Below are 20,744 nucleotides of genomic sequence, written 5' to 3' on the forward strand. Positions count from 1 at the left end.
GTCTTCGCGCCTTCCGCTCTAATCAACAGAGTCTTAAATTCAAAAATATTCTTTAACACAGCCAATAAAAAAAGAGCCAAACGACTTGCGCCGGCTCTCCACACTATTAACTCTTAACAATCTTCGCAATACTCCGTAACGGCTCCGGAACTGCGGTACGCCCCGTGCCAGGTCGGACCAACGTATTCATTTAAGCGGAAGCCCTGCTGGATGCCTGCTGAAACAAATTGCTTGGCCACATCGACTGCTTCATAAACGGACAGACCTTTTGCCAATCCAGCTGTGACAGCCGAAGAATTCGTACAGCCTGCCCCATGAGTGAAGGTGGTCTCAATTTTAGGAGACTCGTAAATTTTGAATTCCCTTCCATCATATAAAAGATCGATGGACTTTTCTTCTGACTGAAGCTTGCTGCCGCCTTTAATAAGGACATGCTTCGCACCTAAATCATGAATTTTCACGGCAGCGTTTTTCATGTCATTAAGCGTACGCGGTGTACCTGTCCGGGCAAGCTGTCCTGCTTCAAACAAATTTGGTGTCACAACAAACGCTCTTGGCAATAACAGCTCGCGCATCGCATCCGCTGTCTCCGGATTTAACACCTCATCTTCGCCTTTACACACCATAACAGGGTCAATCACGACGCGGCTGAGTTTGTGTTCATCCATTTTTCTTGCCGCTAATTCGATGATTTCTACTGTTCCAAGCATCCCCGTTTTCATGGCGTCGATGCCTACAGAGAGAATCGTTTCCAGCTGCTTTTCAAGGATATTCACATCAATGGGGAAAACCTCATGATGCCAATGGTTTTTCGGGTCCATGGTAACGATGCAGGTAAGGGCTGTCATTCCGTATACGCCAAGCTCTTGAAATGTTTTTAGGTCAGCTTGAATCCCTGCTCCGCCGCTTGAATCTGAACCGGCAATGGTTAATACCTTATTAATTGTCATTATGTAATCGACCTCCTCATTCTAAAAAACCTCTTCTTTATTATAATTCATCTTTTTAAATTTAACAGAAATCCGCAATAGTTGACAGAAAAATGACAAATAAACTATTTGTACTATTTCCAAGTGCTTAGCGTGATAAAAATTACTTTCAAACAATAAATAGAAAAGTACCATTTAAGTAAAAAGGCGTTTAGCCAGATTTTCCTGTGATAAAAATCGTTGAAAGCGGTTTAATCCAAAGACTAATTTAAAAGTATCCTTTAGGGGAGGGAAAATAATGAACCGGAAAGGCTGCCCTGATGAATATCCCATTACCTTGCTGATTAACGACTGTGAAATCGCTGTTTTCCAACTGACAAAATATAACCTCGAAGACTGGACATATGGCTATTTGTTTTCTGAGGGATTTATCCAGGATGCCAGTGATATTGAGTCAATCGTTGTCAATGAAGAAGTTGGCAGTATCAGTGTATCGCTCCACTCCGATTTTGACGAAGAGCAGGTTTTTTCAAAAAAGAAGCATTACACGGCCGGCTGTGGCAGAGGTGTTACCTTTTTCTCGATGACCGATGTGAAAAATTTTGAAAAAATAACCGCTGATCAAACCTATCCGCTTAGCTATCTCTTAAAAAAACAAAGTGAATTTGCCCAAAATTCGTCGCTCTATCTGGAAACGGGCGGAATGCATGGGGCTTGCATTGTTAAGGAAGACGGAACCATGGAAATCCGCGAAGATATTGGACGGCATAATGCTGTTGATAAAATTATTGGCTTGTGTCTTCGTAATCGCCTGCAGCCTGAAAGGTTAATTTTATTAACGACCGGAAGGGTTTCATACGAAATGCTCTCAAAGGCAGCGAAATTCGGCTTTCCTGTCATCGCTTCGCGTACAGCCGCCACTAAACAGGCTGTACAGCTGGCAAAATATTTAAATATTGAGGTCATCGGCTACTTAAGGGGAAAGATGGCGATGATTTATACCCGTGCCAGCAGAGTCGAAAACGATGTCACACCAGATCCTGCTTTCGAAAGAGCCTTTGAAGGGGGGAATTAAGGGACTAGCAATTAGAGAGAAAAAAATGGGATGTTCTGTTCAAATCAAATCTTGGGAAGGAGATTCGAAATGGTTGAAATGAACCTAAATCGCCGGCAATTTTTAAAGCTTTCAGGCGCCACAGCAGCGACCCTTGCCATCGTGGAACTGGGCTTTAATGAGAAAAAAGCGTATGCGAAAACAAAAGAATTCAAAATTGCCAAAGCTACTGTAACACCAACCATTTGCTGCTATTGCGGTGTTGGATGCGGAATCCTCGTCCACACCAAAAATAATACCGTGGTTTATACGGAAGGGGATCCGGATAACCCGATTAACGAAGGAAAGCTATGCAGCAAGGGGACCACATTAAGACAGCTATATACCTCTGAAAAACGCTTAACCAAGCCGCTATATCGCGCACCAGGAAGTAATAAGTGGGAAGAAAAAGATTGGGATTGGATGCTTGACGCCATTGCCAAACGCACAAAAGAAACGCGTGACAGTTCATTTGTTGAAATGGAAAACGGTATGACCGTTAATAAAACTGAAAAAATTGCCAGCCTTGGCGGCGCGGCACTTGATAATGAAGAAACGTACTTGCTCTCGAAACTTATGAGGGGCCTTGGTGTCGTCTATTTAGAGCACCAGGCACGAATATGACATAGTTCAACGGTTGCCGGTCTGGCACCTACATTTGGTCGAGGAGCAATGACTAACCATTGGAATGATCTGCAGCATACGGATTGTGCGTTGATTATTGGCGCAAACCCTGCAGAAAATCACCCAATAAGCTTTAGATGGCTGACGAAGGCCAAGGAAAACGGCGGAAAAATTATCTCCGTTGATCCGCGCTATACAAGAACTTCGGCACAAGCTGACGTTTACGCTGCCCTTCGCTCTGGTACGGATATTCCGTTTATCGGCGGAATGATTAACTATGCGCTTGAAAACAATCTCATCCACAAGGAGTATGTTGTTAACTATACAAATGCCTCCTTCATTGTCAAAGAAGGCTATGATTTTAATGACGGTCTGTTCTCTGGCTATGACGAAGCAAAACGAGTGTATGATAAAACAAAATGGGCAATTGAATCAACACCAGACGGAAAACCGGTAACGGATCCAACCTTAACCCATCCGCGTTCCGTCTTCCAATTAATGAAGAAGCACTATTCACGTTATGATATGGATAGTGTAACAACAGTTACAGGTACACCAAAAGACGATTACCTAAAAGTTTGCAAAACCTTCTGTGAAACGGCGAAGGTTGGAAAGGCCGGCACAATCATGTATGCAATGGGAACTACCCAGCATACGGTCGGCTCACAGAACGTCCGCATCTATGCGATCCTTCAGCTCCTATTAGGAAACATCGGCTTACCAGGCGGCGGCATCAATGCAATGCGCGGCGAATCCAATGTACAAGGATCAACGGACTTTGGCTTATTATTCGATAACCTGACAGGCTATCTTGGCGCGCCAAAAGCAACGGTGCCTGAGCATGCGACCTTGAAAGGCTATTTGGAAAAAGAAACACCAAAAACAGGCTATTGGAGCAACAAGCCTAAATTTGTAGTCAGCTTACTGAAAGCGTGGTACGGGGCAAATGCCACCGCCGCGAACGAATTCGGCTATCAATTTTTACCTAAAGGCAACAAAAACTACTCCCATATCAATCTCTTTAAAGCGATGTACAACGGCGAGCTTGACGGTGCCTTCCTATTTGGAACAAACCCGGTTGTCGGCGGACCGAATGCCGGCAAGGAAAAAGAGGCACTTGGCAAATTAAAATGGCTCGTTGCGATTGACCTTTGGGAAACGGAAACGTCTGCATTCTGGCAAAAAGAAGCCGGCAGCAATCCAGCAAATATTAATACAGAAGTATTCCTATTGCCAGCATCGGTATCTTTTGAAAAAGAGGGCAGTGTTTCCAACAGCTCACGCTGGATGCAGTACCGCTGGAAGGCGATTGAATCACGTGGAGAAGCAAGGCCAGACCTAGATGTCATTCATGAACTTGCTTTAAAACTGAAAAAAATGTATGCGAACAGTCCAAAATCAGCTGACAAGCCTTTCTTAGCAATGGATTGGAATTACGGCGACGGTGAAGAACCAAATATCGACCTTGTTTGTAAAGAAATCAATGGCTATGACTTGAAAACAGGAAAATTAATCGCCGGTTTTGGAGCGCTGTTGGATGATGGTACCACTTCTAGCGGCAACTGGATATATTCCGGCTTCTATCCTGAAGAAGGAAAAAACAAGTCAAAGAATCGTGACAACAAGGATTTAGGCGGCGAACATTATTTGAATTGGTCCTATGCATGGCCGATGAACCGCCGGATTCTTTATAACCGTGCTTCTGCCGATCCAGGCGGTCAGCCGTGGAGCAAGGAAAAAGCCGTTATTTGGTGGGATGCCGGACAGAAGAAATGGGTTGGCAAAGACGTTCCAGATTTTAAAGCGGTGACAGCACCAACAGAACCCGGCGGAACAGGTGCCTTTATGATGAACAAGGATGGTGTTGCCTTATTGTTTGCACCAACCTTGAACGACGGTCCATTCCCAGAGCACTACGAACCGTTTGAAAGCCCGGTTCCGAATGCATTCAATAGTCAACAATTAAATCCAGCGGCTGTCATTATTGAAGGCGATTTTAATAAAAAAGGCGATAAGAAGAAATATCCGATTGTCGCCACAACTTATCGGGTAAGTGAACACTGGCAATCCGGCTCGATGACGCGCAACCAGGAATGGCTCTCAGAGCTTGCCGGCCATATGTTTGTTGAAATGAGCGAAGAGCTTGCCAAAGAAAAAGGCATCAAAAATAAAGATCAAATCATTGTCAGTTCCGCACGCGGGCGCATCTTGGCCTATGCGATGGTGACCAAACGCTTTAAGCCAATCGGTGTGAATGGCAAAAAGATACATGAAATCGGAATGCCATGGCATTTTGGCTATAAAGGATTTGCTACGGGAGATACCGCGAACCGCCTGACTCCTCATATTGGAGATGCCAACACGATGATACCTGAATTTAAGGCATTCTTGTGCGACGTCAGGAGGGCTGACTAATGACGAAATATGTGAAATATGTCGATGTAACAAAGTGTGATGGCTGCCGCGCCTGTATGGTGGCCTGCAAAAACTGGAACGACCTGCCTGCGGAACCGACAGATTTCCTGGGGAGTGTCCAATCACATCCGAAAACAACAGCCGATACATGGAATGTCCTGCAATATATCGAGCATGAGAATGGAAAAGGCGATTTGGAATATCTTTTCCGTCATTCCTCCTGCTTCCATTGCACTGATGCGGCCTGTGAAAAGGTATGCCCGGAAAATGCCATCAGCTATACGAAATATGGCTCTGTTGTGATTGATCATGACAAGTGCGTCGGCTGCGGCTATTGTGTGCAAAACTGTCTGTTTGAAGTGATTTCGTTAAAGACCTATAAAGATAAAAATGGTAAAGAGTACAGAAAGTCTCATAAATGCACAATGTGTACGGACCGCTTGGAGGAAGGGCTGCAGCCTGCCTGTGTCACTACCTGCCACACAGGCTCGATGGGGTTTGGCAGCGAGGAAGCGATGCTTCAAAAAGCGGAGAAGCGCTTAAGTGAAATCAAAGGCCGTTTCCCTAATGCGAATATTTATAATCCGCAAGGAGTCGGCGGCACACATACAGTTTACGTGTTGGCAGAAAAGCCGTCCGTTTATGGGCTGCCGGAAAATCCGAAGGTGCCGGCGTCTGCCGTTGCCTGGAAGGATTATGCTCAGCCAATTGGCAAGATGATGCTGGGGGCGACAACGATGGCGCTTGTTGGAGCGTTTGTCACAAATAGGCTGTTTAATAAAGAAGGCAGGGGCGAAGGTCATGATGGAGGTGGAAGCCATGAGTAAACAGCAGGTTAAGCCTGATGTGCAAGTAAAGCGTTTTTCTAAGGCGTTTGTCTGGGCGCATGCCATCAATGCTCTTTCATTCTGCGCGCTCTACATTACAGCACTGCCAATGTATACTGAGTTTTTTGACTGGCTCTATCCAATCCTTGGCGGTCCGGCGAATGCACGTCTGCTTCATCGCATCTTTGCCGTAACGTTCATTTCACCAACGGTTATTTATTTAATTTTTGACCATAAAGGTTTTTTCCACTGGATGAAAGAACTTGTCACTTGGAAAAAGCGGGATCTGGAATTTTTCTCTGAATTTGTGAAAGAACTGTTCGGCTTTAAGTTTAAGCATGTGAAACAAACGTTCTTTAATGCTGGTGAAAAAATTAACTCGATTCTGCAAATTCTTTGTGCTGTGATGATTATTGGTTCAGGCTTTCCAATGTGGTTCCCTGAGTATTTTCCGAGAGCAGTGGTTCAATGGGGTTACTTTTTCCATAATGTCGGCTTCGGCCTGGCGATTGCTGTTATTGTCGGCCATATCTATTTGAGCGTGATTCACAAAAACTCTCGTCCTGGCTATACCGGTGTGGTAACTGGAAAGGTGCCGGCCTGGTGGGCGAAGGAGCACTACACAGAATGGTATGAAGAAGAAGAGAAAATAGGCAATTTTCCTAACTTGGACGATCCAAAACGAAAAAAAGGCGCATAAAGGTGGTTTCAGGGGATGGCTGTCGAGGTAAAGGCAGCCATTTCCTTTAAAAAGATATCTATATCGGCGGAACAAGGCAATTTATCGACGAATCTTTCATTTTATCGGCGAATCCAAGCCTCTTATCGGCGAATTGAAAAAAACTTGAAATAGAGGTGCGACAACAATGATTAAATCGGTTGTTTCAAAAGAATACCAGAGTCTGCAAAAGGAAATCACTGCCCTTCAGGAAAAGTGGAAGCAAATGATTAACCCGGAAACAGTCAAACTAAATCTGGATAAAGCAGCAATGTCAGCTGGAGTGCCTGCTGCAGCATTAACGGCTATTAATTTTGAAATTTCCCTATTTTTACAGTGGATAGAGGAAATAAGTGCCACCCTTGTAAAAAGCAATCCTGAACTAGAAAAAAAGCTTGCTAGTATTAGCAGCCTGTTAGATAAGGAAATTGCGATTCGCTGGATTGAAGAGGCCTTCGCCTGCAATCATGATTATTTTGCTAGATTTGCTGTAGAAAACGGCTTGGACGAATGGGTTCCCCATTTTCTAGCCGAAACGGCGCTTCGTCCTTACCTGCAGTTAATAGCGGAAAAAGTCCAGCCTGCGGTTGACCTTGCTGTACCAGGTGCAGGCTGTCCTGTCTGCGGTGAGCCCGTAAGGTTAGCCGCACTTGAAGAAGAGGGAAAAAAAATCATTCATTGTTCGCGCTGCCAGGCACGATGGAACGCGAAACGACTGGAATGCTCTCATTGCGGCAATGAAGACCATAAAAGGATTCAATTCATTCAAATTGAAGGGGACGCCGTATCGCAAATCCAAGTTTGCGAACAGTGCAACGGCTATATTAAAATTATTGATACAAGACAATACATCGAAAAGCCCTCTGCAGCCATGCTGGATTTGAATTCTATTCATTTAGATTTTATAGCCCAGGAAAACGGGTATCACGCAGTTGGGGAACTGAAAAAAGAGGGTGCTTCATGAAAGCAGCGGCCATTATTTTATCAGGCGGGAAATCGAGCAGGATGGGCACAAATAAAGCCCTATTAAAAATTAACGAGAAAACTAATATTGAGAGAATCCGTGATACGCTTAATGCCTCGTTTGATGATATAATTCTAGTAACGAATGATTCAGAACAATATGAATTTTTGAATATAAAAATGACGGCGGATCGCTTTCCAGGCATGGGGCCGCTCGCCGGCCTGCATGCAGGACTCATCAAAAGCGAAAATGATGTGAACCTTATTGTCGCCTGCGATATGCCGTTTGTTTCGGCAGGGCTTGCAGCGGGGCTCGTCAGTCTGTGCGGTGAATTTGATGCGGTTATTCCTGTCATCAACGGTAAGCAGCATCCGTTATTTGCTGTTTTTAAAAAAATAGCTGCCGAGAAAGCCGCACAATCGATTGAAGCAGGAAATCTCCGCATGAAAGACCTCCTAGAGCAATTAAATGTTCTATATGTAACAGAAAAAGAACTTAAGAGCTTTAGTGAAATCGATATTGAGCGCGTTTTTTTTAATATGAATCATCCTGAGGAATACGAAGACGCTAAAAAGTGGGCTGAAACAGAACATTAAGGGGGACTAAGGGAACCATGCAATTTTTCAAAGTAAAAACAGTTGAAGAGACATTTGCCTTAATCGAGGAAAAAATAGCAGCAATCGAAGCAACAGAGGTTAGGGAGCTTGACCGCGCCCTCCATTATATTTTAGCGGAACCGGTCACAGCAAAGGAAAATGTTCCGGGATTTGACCGTTCAACTGTGGACGGATATGCCGTCCGCGCGAAAGATACGTATGGTTCCTCCGAATCTATGCCTGGCTTTCTCACATTGGCGGGAGAAGTGAAAATGGGCGAGGTCCCGACGGATGAAGTCAGCTCCGGTAAAGCCGTTTACGTGCCAACAGGCGGCATGCTTCCTGCCGGCAGCGATTCCGTCATCATGATTGAACATTGTGAAGACTTAGAAGGTCTTTTAAATACATACAAACAGGTAGCACCTGGAGAAAATATCATCCGTGCCGGCGAAGATATCCGCGAAGGCGAAGTCCTGCTTGGTAAAGGCGTGAAGCTTCGCCCGCAGGAATTAGGGGCGCTTGCGTCTTTAGGCATTACTCATGTCACCGTTTTCCGGAAATTGACGGTCGGCTACCTCTCGTCAGGGGATGAAATTGTTTCCTATCATACTGAGAAACTGCTAGTTGGGCAAATCCGCGACATTAACTATTTAACGATTGCCGGTTTAGCAAGCGAATGGAATGTCGATGTCGTATACGGCGGGATTGTCAAAGACGATTTCGCGGAATTTCAGGCCCGGGCACGTGAGCTTTATGAGCAAACGGATTGCTTAATTCTCTCGGGCGGCAGCTCGGTCGGGGCGAAGGACTATACGACTGATGTGATTCAATCTTTAGGGGAACCGGGTGTGTTTGTTCATGGTATTTCAATCAAACCGGGTAAACCTACGATTCTAGCAATGTCGGACGGAAAGCCGGTTATTGGACTGCCGGGTCATCCGGCCTCGGCCATGATTATTTTTCGCTTGTTTGGCGAACAAATTCTTCGCAGGCTTTCAGGAGAGAAGCTGGAGCGGAAGCCTGAGCGTATTTTTGCAAAAATCACAAAAAATATTCCATCTTCCATGGGACGGTCAGATTATATCCGTGTCCGCTTGTTTGAGCATGTTGGAGAATGGTGGGCCGAGCCGATTATCGGCAAATCCGGCCTGATTACAACGCTTGTAAAAAGTGACGGCATTGTCGAGATCAGTTCAGAAAAAGAAGGTATTTCACAGGGTGAATCTGTGCCTGTGATAGCATCACGATAGGGGGAAATATAAATGTACAAACGAAAAATTTATTTAGAAGACAAACCCCGTTTGGAAGCGCGCGACGAAATCTTGGCAGCTTCTAGGCTGAACCCTGAAAAAGAATACCTCTTTGCTGCAGACGCTTTAGGCCGCGTCACCGCTGAACCGATTTTTGCACGGGTGTCAATGCCGCACTACCATGCCTCCGCGATGGACGGCATTGCTGTTTATGCTGAAACGACATATAACGCTCATGAGCAACATCCACTTCATCTTAAGCGCGGGGGGCAATTTTGCTATGTGGATACTGGAAATGCGATTCCATCCCCCTTCAATGCGGTCATAATGATTGAGCATGTCCAGGTGATCGATGAAGATACGATTGAAATCATCGAACCGGCTACCCCGTGGCAGCATATTCGCCCAATTGGTGAGGATATCGTTCAAGAGGAAATGCTGTTTCCTCAGGGGCATGTGTTAAGGCCAGCCGATCTCGGTGTGCTGCTGGCAGCGCAGCAGACGGTAATCCCCGTTGTGAAAAAGCCGGTTGTGACGATTATTCCAACAGGAAACGAGCTGGTGGATGCTGCTTCAGAGCTTGCTTCCGGAAACATTATTGAATTCAACGGCACGGTGTTTGCTGGTTTTGTGAAAGAATGGGGTGGTGAGCCAAAGCTGCGCGCAATCGTTAAGGACGAGCCTGATCGAATTAAAGAGGCTTTACTGGAAGCGGCTGAAACGTCCGATATTATTGTCATTAATGCCGGTTCCTCGGCCGGCTCGAAAGACTACACGGTCCACATCATCGCCGAAATCGGCGAGGTTTTTACCCATGGGGTCGCCGCACGGCCTGGTAAGCCGGTTATTTTAGGAAAAATTAACGAAAAAATGGTTGTCGGTGTCCCGGGATATCCAGTTTCAGCTTACCTGGCCTTGGAGTGGTTTGTAAGGCCGCTAGTGTGCAAGTATTTAGGGATTCCAGTGCCTGAGAGACAAAAGGTGACGGTCAAACTGGGCCGCCGCATCGTCTCTTCCATGGGTGCTGAAGACTTTGTGCGAATGAATATCGGCTATGTGAATGGACAATTTGTCGCCAACCCGCTGACCAGAGCGGCCGGCGTCACAATGTCCTATGTCCGGGCAGACGGCCTGTTAATCGTTCCGCCGAATATGATTGGCTATGAGCAGGGGGATACGGCAGAGGTCGAACTTCTGCGCCCGCTTGAAGAAATTGAGAAGGCCATTGTATTTAGCGGCAGCCATGATATGACGATTGATCTGTTATCGTCAGAACTGAAACGAGTGCGCAATGACCTGAAAATTGTCTCCTCGCATGTCGGCAGCATGGCGGGAATCATGGCGATTCGAAAAGGTGAGGCCCATGTAGCGGGCATTCATTTGCTTGACCCGAGTACAAAGCAATATAATATTTCATATGTACGAAAGATAGTAGCCGGTCTCGACATTGTTCTTTATCCATTTTTAAAAAGAAAGCAAGGCTGGATTTTACCGAAGGGCAATCCGCTTGAAATTGAAGCGGCTGCGGATTTAGTCCGGACGAACGCTAACTTTGTCAACCGCCAAAAAGGAGCGGGCACGCGCATCCTGTTTGATTTGCTGCTCGAGGAAGCGGGCCTTTCAGAAGAGGATATCAACGGCTATGATCGTGAAATGTTTTCCCATTTAGCGGTTGCGGCTGAGGTTAAAGGCGACACTCATGGCGCAGGATTAGGAATTTACCCGGCAGCGATGGCAATGGACTTGGAGTTTGTCCCAGTCGCTGATGAAGAGTATGACTTACTGATGACTAGAAGTTTTTATGAAAGCGAAAGCGGCCGTCTGCTGATTTCGATGATTCAGTCCGCCAGATTTAAAGAGCAGGTTGAAAAAATTGGGGGCTATCAAGTGGTTGAAAATGCAGAACCGAAGCTTTTAGCTGAAGAGGTGACAGAATGAATATGTACGAAATTTCGAAGGAACCGATTAATATACAAACGGTGATTGATAAAGTGGTGCAGCGTGAAGCTGGCGCGATTACCACCTTCATTGGCACCGTCCGCGAATTAACGCATGGAAAGAAAACCTTATTTTTAATCTATGAAGCATATGAAGCGATGGCAGTTAAGAAGCTCGAGCAGATCGGTTCAGAAATAGAAGAGCGCTGGGATGGATCCCGCGTCGCAATTACCCACCGGGTAGGGCGCTTAGATATTACCGATGTTGCGGTTGTGATCGCCGTATCGACGCCGCACCGCGCAGATGCTTATGAAGCGAACCGCTATGCCATTGAGCGCATCAAAGAAATTGTCCCAATTTGGAAAAAAGAGCATTGGGAGGACGGTGAGGCTTGGATGGGTAATCAGCTCGAAACGGTTGCCTACCCGAGCGGCAAGCCTGAGGAGAGTGACTTAAATGAATAAGGTGTTGTTTTTTGCGCATTTACGAGATGCCGTCGGCGAAGAGTTTTTGACGTTGGAGGCGGGCGGGAAAACGGTCGCTGAATTGAAAGCGGATTTGGCGGCTCAGTACGACCTTCCGCGAATGGATACCGTCATGACCGCGATTAATGAAGAGTTTGCTTCCAATGACGAGGTCATCCGTGACGGTGATGAGATTGCTTTTATTCCGCCAGTGAGCGGCGGTTGATTTTTAGATTCGCAAATAAAAGCGGTTGATTCGCAAATAAACATGGAAAATTTGCAATTAAAATCTCGGATAATACCTTTTAATAGGCAAAAAAACATGAATTAGTGCATTAAGCTCGCCAAACGGCGAGTTTTCTATTAGCGAGGTGAAAAATTTGAACGAACGGTATTCACGGCAGGTCCTCTTTCCGGGCATCGGCAAAGGCGGACAAGCAAAAATTAGCGAAAAACATGTCCTTATTATCGGGGCCGGGGCTCTTGGTTCAGGTAATGCTGAGGTATTGACCCGAGCCGGAGTCGGGCGGATTACCATCATCGATCGTGATTACGTCGAAGCAAGCAACCTCCAGCGCCAGCAGCTCTACACGGAAGAGGATGTTGCTGAGAAGCTTCCGAAGGCTGCTGCAGCGGAAAAGCGGCTGCACGCCATTAATTCCGATGTGGAAATCCGGGCGATCATCGGTGACGCAAACCCTGAATTGCTGGAAGAGCTCGTCTCCGGTGTGGATGTGATGATTGATGCGACGGACAATTTTGAAACACGGATGGCGATGAACGATGTATCGCAAAAATATAAGGTTCCATGGATTTACGGCGCTTGTGTCGGCAGCTTTGGAATGAGTTTTTCGATTATTCCGGGGAAAACGCCGTGCTTGAACTGCCTGCTGCGCAGCATCCCGCTCCAGGGGATGACCTGCGATACCGGCGGAATTATTTCTCCTGCGGTGCAAATGGTCATCGCCCATCAGACGGCCGAAGCATTAAAAATGTTGGCGGAGGATTGGGAGGCAGTACGCACATCGTTTGTCAGCTTTGATTTATGGCGAAACCAATATACGAGTTTGAAAATGTCGAAGGCGAAGTTTGCCGGCTGCTTATCCTGCGGCGAGGAGCGGACTTACCCTTATCTTGATCAGGAAAATATGACAAAAACGACAGTGCTGTGCGGCCGCGATACGGTGCAAATCCGCCCTTCCTCGGCAGGAGAGCTTTCACTGGAACGGCTTTCCGGTCAACTTAGTTCACTTGGATATACGGTTAAAGGCAATCCCTATCTAGTTTCAGTGGAAATGGGTCCGGAGCGGATGGTTATTTTTCAAGATGGCCGTGCCCTCATCCACGGAACAAAAGATTTGACGCATGCGAAGTCTATTTACCAGAGAATACTAGGATAATTTTAAGCCCGTGCCTTCATTGGTGCGGGTATTTTAAATGACATAAAATGACATGTTTCACGTGGAACATGAAAATATTGTCGCAGCCAACGGTCTAATTTTTCGTAAAAAAGTCAATACTCAGGTAGAATAGAAGCGAGTCTTAATTTTGAGGTGTCAAACGTGAATATATCCATCCAAAAACTATTAGACAAAATGGAAACAGAATTAAAGCAGGCGCAAACAGCTCAGAAGGAAGAAAGCTTGCGGGAAAAGATTTACTCTATTAAAATATTATGCGAATTGATACTGGAAGAAAAGCCTAGTATAAGGGACGCATCATGGACTCCAGCCGCTAAGGCTCAGGTTCATCCTGTTATCACACAGCCGGCATTTCAGAATCAGCCAGTATCACTGCAGCAACCTAAAAAATTAGAATTAGGTGACGAAGCTAATGGTGATTCGTTATTTGATTTTTAACCGAAAAGCGGAAGCGCCTTGTACAGGGGCTTATGACCCCGAGCCCCTAGGCGCTGAAGCTAGACATGAAGGGGAGGAAATATAGAAGATGAAAACTTTTATTATAATTGGTGCCATCAATGCCTTTTTGGCCGTTGCACTGGGCGCCTTTGGGGCACATGGATTAAAGGATAGACTGGACGCCCATTATTTAGATATTTGGAAAACGGGTGTAACCTATCAAATGTTTCATGCCACAGGCCTGTTAATCATTGGTCTCCTTCTCGGCAAGGTTCCAGTCAGCTCTTTGTTTAGCTGGTCCGGATGGTTGATGCTGGCAGGAATCATTTTATTTAGCGGCAGCTTGTACCTGTTAAGCTTGACGAAGGTAGGCGTTTTAGGAGCGATTACCCCCATTGGCGGTGTTTGTTTTTTAGCAGCGTGGATTTTGATAATCGTCGGGACGGTAAAACATTTATAAACGAAAAAAGGCATTGGACTCGAGGTCCGAATGCCTTTTTTTATTTACCTTGGAGGGAACGTACCTAATTGTTGCCCGCCGCCATATGGATATTCGTACTCGATTTCTTCGGAGAAAGTAATATAGTCCACGGCCACCATTGGGATGAGGAAACGTGTACCTTTTTGTGGATCACTTAAAATAACATGATCTCTTCCAGCAGCTTCAATGATTCCTCTAAATTCCTTGGAATTCCATGAGGTGCTGCCTTCAAAGGTAGCAAAAACACTTACAAGTTTGCCTTTGTTTAAACGTAGAATATTTTCGATGTAGGATTGTTCAATTGGCAGCATGCCTGCCTGTAAAGATGCTGCAGCGGCCGCTTGTTGCGGTGTTGGCGTAGCGCCCGCGCCGGCAGGCGGAAATCCTTGTTGTGTGCCAGGATAAAATGGCTGCCCCGCCACTCCTGGCTGCCCTCCCGGAGTATAAGGCTGAAATCCTTGTGGATTGTAATATTGACTCATCTTTTTCCCTCCTAAAAATGTAGGCTCAACATTCTATTCATACTCCCATAAGCCCAAAATGGTTCCTGCAGACTTTTACCAAGACTCGCTGTTTTATTAGTATGAGGGAAAGTCCTAAGATATGACTTAAGGATTAGGCGGAAAAACAAAAAAGCTCCTAGCAGAGGCCGGAGCTTTTTTGGATTAAACATGAAGGAATTTTGGTACGCGTTCTTCCTCTAACAGATTGCCGACAAAGAAAGCTCCGAATTCGCCGTAGCGCGCGCTGACTTCATCAAAACGCATTTCATAAACAAGTTTTTTAAACTGAAGTACATCTTCAGCAAACAGGGTTACGCCCCATTCGTAATCGTCAAAACCAACAGAGCCAGTGATGATTTGCTTCACTTTACCAGCATATGTACGGCCGATCATGCCATGGCTGCGCATCATATTGCGGCGCTCCTCCATCGGCAGCATGTACCAGTTATCATTGCCCTGGCGGCGCTTATCCATTGGATAGAAACAAACATGCTTTGTTTGCGGAAGCGTCGGATACAGACGTGCAAGGATTTGCGGATTTTGATATGGGTCTTCACCGGCAGGCAAATAGTTGCTCAGCTCCACTACCGATACATAGGAATGAGCAGGGATTGTGAATTCCGCTAATTTTGTTTTATTGAATTCGGTTTCAATTTCATTTAATTCTTCCATTGTTGGACGAAGGATCATCATCATAAAATCAGCCTTTTGGCCAACGATTGTATATAGGGCATGGCTGCCTTCTTTGCGTTCCTGGGTAGTATTCCATTTGTCAACTAGACTTAAAAACTCGTGGATAGCGGACTGGCGCTCATCGCTTGAAAGCATCTTCCAAGTTGTCCAGTCAACTGTACGAAAATCATGCAGGCAATACCAGCCATCAAGCGTTTGTGCTGCTTCACTCATTACAATCACTCCTAAATAATCATTCTAAATAACTATAACATAGTTTGACCAACAGAAGCTTTAATAAAACCTTGAAGGATATTTTTATAAAAAATAGTAAATAGTAAAGGATAGCGTGCAATTTTTTGAAAACAAAAACATTTTGAGTGAAACCGTTCTCTGTGAGTAAAATCATTGAAATTTTAGCCAGGTAAAGTATGCTTGGTAGGTAGTTTTTTTAGGGAGGTTTGTTTTGTGAGTGATTTATTTGAAGGATTAAAGCAAAAAATTTCCGGACGTGATGTAAAAATTGTATTTCCAGAAGGCTTGGACGAGCGGGTGGTTCGTGCGGCCAGCCGTTTGGCAGAGGAAAAACTGCTGACCCCGATTCTGATTGGCAGCATTGAGCAGGTGCAGGCAAAGGCAAGCGAGCTTGGTGTTTCCTTGGAGGCAGCGGAAATCTATGACCCTGCCAACTATGCGGGAATGGATGAGCTTGTTGCGGCATTTGTTGAGCGCCGCAAAGGGAAAGCAACCGAAGAGGATGCGCGTAAAATCTTGCTCGATGAAAACTATTTTGGCACGATGCTGGTGTATTTAAATAAAGCACACGGCTTGGTTAGCGGTGCGGCCCACTCCACGGCCGATACGGTCCGCCCGGCGCTGCAAATCATTAAAACAAAAGATGGCGTACGGAAAACTTCCGGTGTGTTCATCATGGTGCGTGGAGATGAGAAGTATGTGTTTGCCGATTGCGCTATTAACATTGCACCTGACAGCCTGGATTTAGCGGAAATCGCGATCGAAAGCGCAAAGACGGCTGAGATGTTTGATCTTGAGCCGCGGATTGCGATGCTTTCATTTTCAACGAAGGGTTCGGCGAAATCTCCTGAAACGGAAAAGGTTGTCGAAGCTGTCGCTGAGGCGAAACGCCGCGATGCCTCGCTTGTGCTCGACGGAGAGTTTCAATTTGATGCCGCGTTTGTTCCATCTGTTGCTAAAAGCAAAGCGCCTGGTTCTGTGCTGCAAGGAGATGCGAACGTGTTTATTTTCCCAAGCCTTGAAGCTGGAAATATCGGGTACAAAATTGCCCAGCGTTTAGGCGGGTTTGAAGCGGTAGGCCCGATTTTACAAGGCTTGAATAAGCCGGTTAATGACCTGTCCCGCGGCTGTAATGAAGAAGATGTCTATAAGTTGGCGTTAATTACGGCGGCGCAGGGGTTATAAATGGATTTTGGAAGAGCTGGTCCGGAGGTGGGCTGGCTCTTTTTTGAGGTTTGTCTATTTTTTGGGTAGTTTTGTCTATCTTTTTGAGGGTTTTGTCTATTTTCAAGGGGGCTTTGTCTATTTTTAAAGCCACTTTGTCTATTTTTTAAAGTGTATTGTCTATTTAGACACTTATTGGAAGGAAACAGGACAAGAAGCTCGCTATTTGATAAAATTACCCTATCAATCAAACATTCAAGGAGCTATTAAAATGGAAGGTTTACTGCGGCAGCCACAGTGGCGGGTTATTGACCAGTCTTTCATAGGCAGTCATTTTCACGCGTTACAGTCATTTGGAACCGATGATACACTTTGTGCTTCAGTCGGAGCAGGTAAAGCGCCGGCTACTGCAAGGACATGGGTTCATCACAATACCATCGTCCTCGGCATTCAAGATACAAAACTGCCATTTTTACAAGAAGGAATTCAATATCTTCATAATCAGGGCTATCAGTCTATTGTAAGGAATTCCGGCGGACTTGCCGTCGTTCTCGATGAGGGCGTCCTCAATATCTCGCTGATTTTCCCCGAGGCCGAGAAAGGGATTGATATCAATCGCGGCTATGAGGCAATGTGGAAGCTGATTCAACAAATGTTTGCCGATTTCCCCCAAGCGATTGAGGCAAGGGAAATAGTCGGATCTTATTGCCCGGGAAGTTATGACCTCAGTATAGGCGGAAAAAAATTCGCCGGCATTTCCCAGCGCCGCCTGAAAAAAGGAGTAGCCGTTCAGATTTACCTTTGTGTAAATGGCAGCGGCAGCAAGCGCGCGGAACTGATCCGGGAGTTTTACGCGATTGCCAAACAAGCGGAACCGACCAAGTTCACCTATCCGGAGATTATCCCTGAAGTCATGGCATCATTATCGGAGCTTTATCAAACTAATTTTTCCATCGCGGATGTTATGGTTCGGCTATTAAACCAGTTAAAGAAAAACAGCGATTTACTCTATGCCGGCCAGCTCAATGAATTTGAACTCGAGCTCTTGCCCGGGTACTATCAAAGAGTCGTAGAGCGAAATGAACAAGTAAAAAAGCCGTAAACGTTGATTTACGGCTTTTTCTAATTGGATGCTGTCATCCAACCTCTTCTCCCCAAGCTAGCTGTCTAGATGCAGCGCCTAGGGGCTCGCAGGTCTACAGCCATTCCGTCAAGAAGGCTAAAGGGCAGCCTTTTCGCCGGCTCGTCTTATGCCTGTCACCCCTAGGAAAAAATGAACTGCTTTTTTCCCTGGTCAAGGCGCTTCCGCTTTTCTAGTTATTCGGCTACTTTTTCTAAATTGCCATTTCGGTCCATCTTGAATTTAGTAGCGGGTCTTTCTTCTTCCTCAAATAAAACAAGCTTTCTGGCGCGGTTCATGATCTTCATTAAGGTCTCGTAATCTTCTTGAATCGTTTCGGTATTTTGCTCGAGATCCTCGATTTTTGCACGCATTTCCTCATTTTGCTTCCGCAGCTCAGACAATTCTCGCTTCAATCTTTCATTCTCACTTTTTAATGCTTCATTTTGCAGATTGGAATGATTGAAGTTTTGCAAGTAATCAATAACAGAATCCAGGCTGAGCCCTGTTGATTGCGGTCTGTAGGTTTGTGCTGCCGCTGGTTTTACATAAGTTTCAGCTGCCACTTCAGCCGTCATATCCGGCAGTTCCCTCGAAGTTTCGACTGGCATTTCAACGGACATCGGCATTGCCTCAAACTCTTCATTCGTCGTAGTAACTGGCGGGCTGTAAAGCAGTTTTTTCTTGCCGCCCTGGTCTTTTCCTAAAACTCTTGATCTTTGTTTGCGCTGTTTTTTGGCTAATTGCAAGGCTTTTTCATACGTATGGCGTACGACGGCATTCCATCTGAAGCCGCAGGCTGCCGAAGTCCGGTTCAGCTTGTCGCCTACCTCTTCAAAAGCGTTCAGCTGGGTGCTTCCCTCTCTTACATGCCTGAGGACAGTCTCGGCTAAAAGCAAATCATTCTCATCTGTCCATGCATCTTGACGAACTTTCATATGTTTCAACTCCTTATAGGTTTTCTCGTTTTTTTAAAAAGTTCTAGTCTTAGGATGGACAAGTTTTCTAGCCTTTATACCAAAATGGTTAAAAGGATAATAGATTTTTTTAAAAGTTTAATTAATTGATTGCAAAGAATTGTGCCTTGCAATGACTGCCAAGAAAATGTAAAATACCTAAGGAGTTTAATTACCTAACTAATAAGGATAAAATAATAGATAGAAGCAGATTGACCGAGAAAGGGTTGTACCAAATGTCCAATGAATTTCGTGTTTGCGACGATTGCCAGGCCGTGAATTTAAAGACATTGATCCCTCGTTTGAAAGACATCGATCCGAATGCCGAAATCAAAATCGGCTGCCAGTCCTATTGCGGACCCGGCCGGAAAAAGACCTTTGCCTTCGTTAATAACCGCCCGGTTGCCGCATTAACGGAAGAGGAATTAATGGAGAAAGTTAATAAAAAGATCAAATAATCACCTTTGACCAGTGCGCTTGAAGGTGATTTTTCTTTTCGCATTCTGTCGAAAAATACTGGGGAAAATTGTTGTTTTTTGGGATATAATAGAAAAAAGTGGTTTTTTGAAAAGGAAGGGGGAAATCGATGTCATATTCCACGGAAAAACTTACGGAAGAAAAAGTATTTAAAGATCCGGTCCATCGCTATGTCCACGTCCGCGACAAGGCGATTTGGGATCTGATTGGAACAAAGGAGTTTCAGCGGCTGCGACGGATTAAACAGCTGGGAACGACTTTTTTAACGTTTCATGGTGCGGAGCACAGCCGTTTCAATCATTCTCTTGGTGTCTATGAAATTGTCCGCCGTATCATCGACGATGTGTTTGCCGGCAGACCGGAATGGAATGATGACGAACGTCTCTTGACGCTTTGTGCTGCACTTCTTCATGACCTCGGACATGGTCCGTTTTCCCATTCCTTTGAAAAAGTGTTCGATTTTGACCACGAGGATTTTACCCGCGCGATTATTCTAGGGGATACCGAAGTAAACAAGGTTCTTGTTAAGGTAGGACAGGATTTTCCGGAAAAAGTTGCCGAAGTCATCGCCAAGACGTCTGATAAAAAGCTGGTCGTCAGCCTGATTTCGAGCCAGATTGATGCTGACAGAATGGATTATTTACAGCGTGATGCTTATTTTACCGGGGTCAGCTATGGCCAATTTGATATGGAGCGGATTTTGCGCGTGATGAGGCCGCGCGAAGACCAGGTCGTCATTAAAAAGAGCGGTATGCATGCTGTTGAGGACTATATTATGAGCCGCTATCAGATGTACTGGCAGGTTTATTTTCATCCAGTGTCCCGAAGCGCAGAGGTACTCTTAACGAAAATCCTCCATCGAGCCAAGCAATTGTTTAAGGAAAATTATTCGTTTAAATATGAGCCGATTCACTTCACCTCCATTTTTCATGAGCAAGTGACATTAGAAGACTATTTAAAATTAGATGAATCTGTTATTTTATATTATTTTCAAATTTGGCAGGAGGAAGCTGATCCGATATTAAGCGACCTTTGCCGTCGGTTTGTTAACCGCAATCTGTTCAAGTTTGCGGAGTTTGACCCTGCGAAAGAATATAAAAAGCTCGCTGAATTGACGCGCCTTTTTGAAAAAGCAGGGATTGACCCTGATTATTATTTAGTTGTCGATTCGTCTTCAGATTTGCCTTACGATTTTTATCGTCCGGGTGAAGAGGAAGAGCGGCTTCCGATTCATTTGCTGATGCCGAATGGGGAGTTAAAGGAGCTATCCAGGGAGTCAGAGATCGTGGATGCGATTTCCGGGAAGAGAAGAACGGACCATAAGCTCTACTACCCGGCCGATTTCTTAAAGGATGACTCAGGTGATGTGGATATCAAAAAGCAAATTCGTGCCCTTTTAGAAATATAAGACTGTTTTGGTGCCTGACACCTAAATGGAG

22 protein-coding genes are annotated in these 20,744 nt (G+C 45.4%); 18 read left to right on the forward strand and 4 right to left on the reverse strand.

The genetic code is table 11. The annotated features are described in order from the left end of the window. Positions 1 to 113: 113 nt before the first annotated feature. Positions 114 to 950, reverse strand: coding sequence for a pyridoxine/pyridoxal/pyridoxamine kinase (gene pdxK, locus V7161_RS11625; protein WP_335445280.1), 837 nt, complete (start codon positions 948 to 950; stop codon positions 114 to 116). Between the two features lie 277 nt (positions 951 to 1,227). Between pdxK and fdhD the strand changes: the two genes are divergently transcribed. From fdhD to V7161_RS11695, 14 genes are all read left to right on the forward strand, one after another. Continuing rightward, positions 1,228 to 2,004: a formate dehydrogenase accessory sulfurtransferase FdhD gene (gene fdhD, locus V7161_RS11630; protein ID WP_335445282.1), complete on the forward strand. Its 777-nt coding sequence runs from the start codon at positions 1,228 to 1,230 to the stop codon at positions 2,002 to 2,004. A 78-nt stretch (positions 2,005 to 2,082) separates the two neighbouring features. Continuing rightward, positions 2,083 to 5,061: a formate dehydrogenase-N subunit alpha gene (gene fdnG / locus V7161_RS11635; RefSeq protein WP_335445382.1), complete on the forward strand. Its 2,979-nt coding sequence runs from the start codon at positions 2,083 to 2,085 to the stop codon at positions 5,059 to 5,061. Beyond that, complete coding sequence (locus tag V7161_RS11640; RefSeq protein WP_335445283.1) at positions 5,061 to 5,888, forward strand: 4Fe-4S dicluster domain-containing protein; 828 nt, start codon at positions 5,061 to 5,063, stop codon at positions 5,886 to 5,888. The genes fdnG and V7161_RS11640 overlap by 1 nt, the downstream gene beginning before the upstream one ends. Beyond that, a complete protein-coding gene (locus V7161_RS11645; RefSeq protein ID WP_335445285.1) occupies positions 5,881 to 6,588 on the forward strand; it encodes a formate dehydrogenase subunit gamma in 708 nt (235 codons plus the stop codon). The genes V7161_RS11640 and V7161_RS11645 overlap by 8 nt, the downstream gene beginning before the upstream one ends. A gap of 15 nt (positions 6,589 to 6,603) precedes the next feature. Continuing rightward, positions 6,604 to 6,741, forward strand: coding sequence for a hypothetical protein (locus tag V7161_RS11650; protein WP_335445287.1), 138 nt, complete (start codon positions 6,604 to 6,606; stop codon positions 6,739 to 6,741). Between the two features lie 13 nt (positions 6,742 to 6,754). Then, positions 6,755 to 7,570, forward strand: coding sequence for a formate dehydrogenase accessory protein FdhE (locus tag V7161_RS11655; RefSeq protein WP_335445289.1), 816 nt, complete (start codon positions 6,755 to 6,757; stop codon positions 7,568 to 7,570). Then, positions 7,567 to 8,166 (forward strand): molybdenum cofactor guanylyltransferase, encoded by a 600-nt coding sequence (gene mobA, locus V7161_RS11660; RefSeq protein ID WP_335445291.1) that lies wholly within the window; start codon positions 7,567 to 7,569, stop codon positions 8,164 to 8,166. Before V7161_RS11655 ends, mobA begins: the two co-directional genes overlap by 4 nt. Before the next feature lie 17 nt (positions 8,167 to 8,183). Beyond that, the gene (locus tag V7161_RS11665; protein ID WP_335445292.1) at positions 8,184 to 9,416 is read left to right on the forward strand and encodes a molybdopterin molybdotransferase MoeA; all 1,233 of its coding nucleotides are present in this window, start codon (positions 8,184 to 8,186) and stop codon (positions 9,414 to 9,416) included. A 12-nt stretch (positions 9,417 to 9,428) separates the two neighbouring features. Continuing rightward, positions 9,429 to 11,354 (forward strand): molybdopterin biosynthesis protein, encoded by a 1,926-nt coding sequence (locus V7161_RS11670; RefSeq protein ID WP_335445294.1) that lies wholly within the window; start codon positions 9,429 to 9,431, stop codon positions 11,352 to 11,354. Further along, positions 11,351 to 11,818, forward strand: a complete 468-nt coding sequence (locus tag V7161_RS11675) for a molybdenum cofactor biosynthesis protein MoaE (RefSeq protein ID WP_335445296.1) — start codon at positions 11,351 to 11,353, stop codon at positions 11,816 to 11,818. Before V7161_RS11670 ends, V7161_RS11675 begins: the two co-directional genes overlap by 4 nt. Further along, the gene (moaD, locus tag V7161_RS11680; protein WP_335445298.1) at positions 11,811 to 12,044 is read left to right on the forward strand and encodes a molybdopterin converting factor subunit 1; all 234 of its coding nucleotides are present in this window, start codon (positions 11,811 to 11,813) and stop codon (positions 12,042 to 12,044) included. Before V7161_RS11675 ends, moaD begins: the two co-directional genes overlap by 8 nt. Positions 12,045 to 12,198: 154 nt before the next feature. Next, on the forward strand, positions 12,199 to 13,218 hold the full coding sequence (locus V7161_RS11685; protein ID WP_335445299.1) for a thiazole biosynthesis adenylyltransferase ThiF: 1,020 nt from the start codon (positions 12,199 to 12,201) through the stop codon (positions 13,216 to 13,218). A 162-nt stretch (positions 13,219 to 13,380) separates the two neighbouring features. After that, a complete protein-coding gene (locus tag V7161_RS11690; RefSeq protein ID WP_335445301.1) occupies positions 13,381 to 13,677 on the forward strand; it encodes a YwdI family protein in 297 nt (98 codons plus the stop codon). Positions 13,678 to 13,765: 88 nt separating this feature from the next. Continuing rightward, on the forward strand, positions 13,766 to 14,137 hold the full coding sequence (locus V7161_RS11695) for a DUF423 domain-containing protein (RefSeq protein ID WP_335445303.1): 372 nt from the start codon (positions 13,766 to 13,768) through the stop codon (positions 14,135 to 14,137). A gap of 44 nt (positions 14,138 to 14,181) precedes the next feature. Here the strand turns inward: V7161_RS11695 and gerQ are convergent, their stop codons facing one another. Together gerQ and hemQ are read right to left on the reverse strand one after the other, a co-directional pair. After that, complete coding sequence (gene gerQ / locus V7161_RS11700; protein WP_335445305.1) at positions 14,182 to 14,640, reverse strand: spore coat protein GerQ; 459 nt, start codon at positions 14,638 to 14,640, stop codon at positions 14,182 to 14,184. 183 nt (positions 14,641 to 14,823) lie between these two features. Continuing rightward, on the reverse strand, positions 14,824 to 15,567 hold the full coding sequence (gene hemQ, locus V7161_RS11705; protein WP_335445307.1) for a hydrogen peroxide-dependent heme synthase: 744 nt from the start codon (positions 15,565 to 15,567) through the stop codon (positions 14,824 to 14,826). Positions 15,568 to 15,801: 234 nt separating this feature from the next. Here hemQ and pta point away from each other — a divergent pair, with 234 nt between their 5' ends. Together pta and V7161_RS11715 are read left to right on the forward strand one after the other, a co-directional pair. Next, a complete protein-coding gene (pta, locus tag V7161_RS11710) occupies positions 15,802 to 16,773 on the forward strand; it encodes a phosphate acetyltransferase (protein WP_335445309.1) in 972 nt (323 codons plus the stop codon). A 250-nt stretch (positions 16,774 to 17,023) separates the two neighbouring features. Beyond that, entirely contained in the window at positions 17,024 to 17,854 is an 831-nt protein-coding gene (locus tag V7161_RS11715) for a lipoate--protein ligase family protein (protein WP_335445310.1), read from the forward strand. 215 nt (positions 17,855 to 18,069) lie between these two features. Here V7161_RS11715 and V7161_RS11720 read toward each other — a convergent pair whose 3' ends face one another. Then, positions 18,070 to 18,810 carry an RsfA family transcriptional regulator gene (locus tag V7161_RS11720; RefSeq protein ID WP_335445312.1) on the reverse strand — a complete coding sequence of 247 codons (741 nt, stop codon included), beginning with the start codon at positions 18,808 to 18,810 and terminating at the stop codon, positions 18,070 to 18,072. Between the two features lie 254 nt (positions 18,811 to 19,064). On the opposite strand from V7161_RS11720, the gene V7161_RS11725 reads away from it, so the two are divergent. Continuing rightward, positions 19,065 to 19,286, forward strand: a complete 222-nt coding sequence (locus V7161_RS11725; protein ID WP_289986904.1) for a DUF1450 domain-containing protein — start codon at positions 19,065 to 19,067, stop codon at positions 19,284 to 19,286. A gap of 128 nt (positions 19,287 to 19,414) precedes the next feature. Continuing rightward, a complete protein-coding gene (locus V7161_RS11730) occupies positions 19,415 to 20,713 on the forward strand; it encodes an HD domain-containing protein (RefSeq protein ID WP_335445314.1) in 1,299 nt (432 codons plus the stop codon). Positions 20,714 to 20,744: the final 31 nt, after the last annotated feature.

The organism is Neobacillus drentensis (assembly GCF_036965425.1).
In the GTDB taxonomy this organism is placed as follows: Bacteria; Bacillota; Bacilli; order Bacillales; family Cytobacillaceae; genus Neobacillus; species Neobacillus drentensis_F.

Coding starts and splice junctions, on each gene's coding strand:
- pdxK (WP_335445280.1), bottom strand. CDS start 950: ATGACAATTAATAAGGTATTAACCATTGCCGGTTCAGATTCAAGCGGC.
- fdhD (WP_335445282.1), top strand. CDS start 1,228: ATGAACCGGAAAGGCTGCCCTGATGAATATCCCATTACCTTGCTGATT.
- V7161_RS11640 (WP_335445283.1), top strand. CDS start 5,061: ATGACGAAATATGTGAAATATGTCGATGTAACAAAGTGTGATGGCTGC.
- V7161_RS11645 (WP_335445285.1), top strand. CDS start 5,881: ATGAGTAAACAGCAGGTTAAGCCTGATGTGCAAGTAAAGCGTTTTTCT.
- V7161_RS11650 (WP_335445287.1), top strand. CDS start 6,604: ATGGCTGTCGAGGTAAAGGCAGCCATTTCCTTTAAAAAGATATCTATA.
- V7161_RS11655 (WP_335445289.1), top strand. CDS start 6,755: ATGATTAAATCGGTTGTTTCAAAAGAATACCAGAGTCTGCAAAAGGAA.
- mobA (WP_335445291.1), top strand. CDS start 7,567: ATGAAAGCAGCGGCCATTATTTTATCAGGCGGGAAATCGAGCAGGATG.
- V7161_RS11665 (WP_335445292.1), top strand. CDS start 8,184: ATGCAATTTTTCAAAGTAAAAACAGTTGAAGAGACATTTGCCTTAATC.
- V7161_RS11670 (WP_335445294.1), top strand. CDS start 9,429: ATGTACAAACGAAAAATTTATTTAGAAGACAAACCCCGTTTGGAAGCG.
- V7161_RS11675 (WP_335445296.1), top strand. CDS start 11,351: ATGAATATGTACGAAATTTCGAAGGAACCGATTAATATACAAACGGTG.
- moaD (WP_335445298.1), top strand. CDS start 11,811: ATGAATAAGGTGTTGTTTTTTGCGCATTTACGAGATGCCGTCGGCGAA.
- V7161_RS11695 (WP_335445303.1), top strand. CDS start 13,766: ATGAAAACTTTTATTATAATTGGTGCCATCAATGCCTTTTTGGCCGTT.
- gerQ (WP_335445305.1), bottom strand. CDS start 14,640: ATGAGTCAATATTACAATCCACAAGGATTTCAGCCTTATACTCCGGGA.
- hemQ (WP_335445307.1), bottom strand. CDS start 15,567: ATGAGTGAAGCAGCACAAACGCTTGATGGCTGGTATTGCCTGCATGAT.
- V7161_RS11715 (WP_335445310.1), top strand. CDS start 17,024: ATGGAAGGTTTACTGCGGCAGCCACAGTGGCGGGTTATTGACCAGTCT.
- V7161_RS11720 (WP_335445312.1), bottom strand. CDS start 18,810: ATGAAAGTTCGTCAAGATGCATGGACAGATGAGAATGATTTGCTTTTA.
- V7161_RS11725 (WP_289986904.1), top strand. CDS start 19,065: ATGTCCAATGAATTTCGTGTTTGCGACGATTGCCAGGCCGTGAATTTA.
- V7161_RS11730 (WP_335445314.1), top strand. CDS start 19,415: ATGTCATATTCCACGGAAAAACTTACGGAAGAAAAAGTATTTAAAGAT.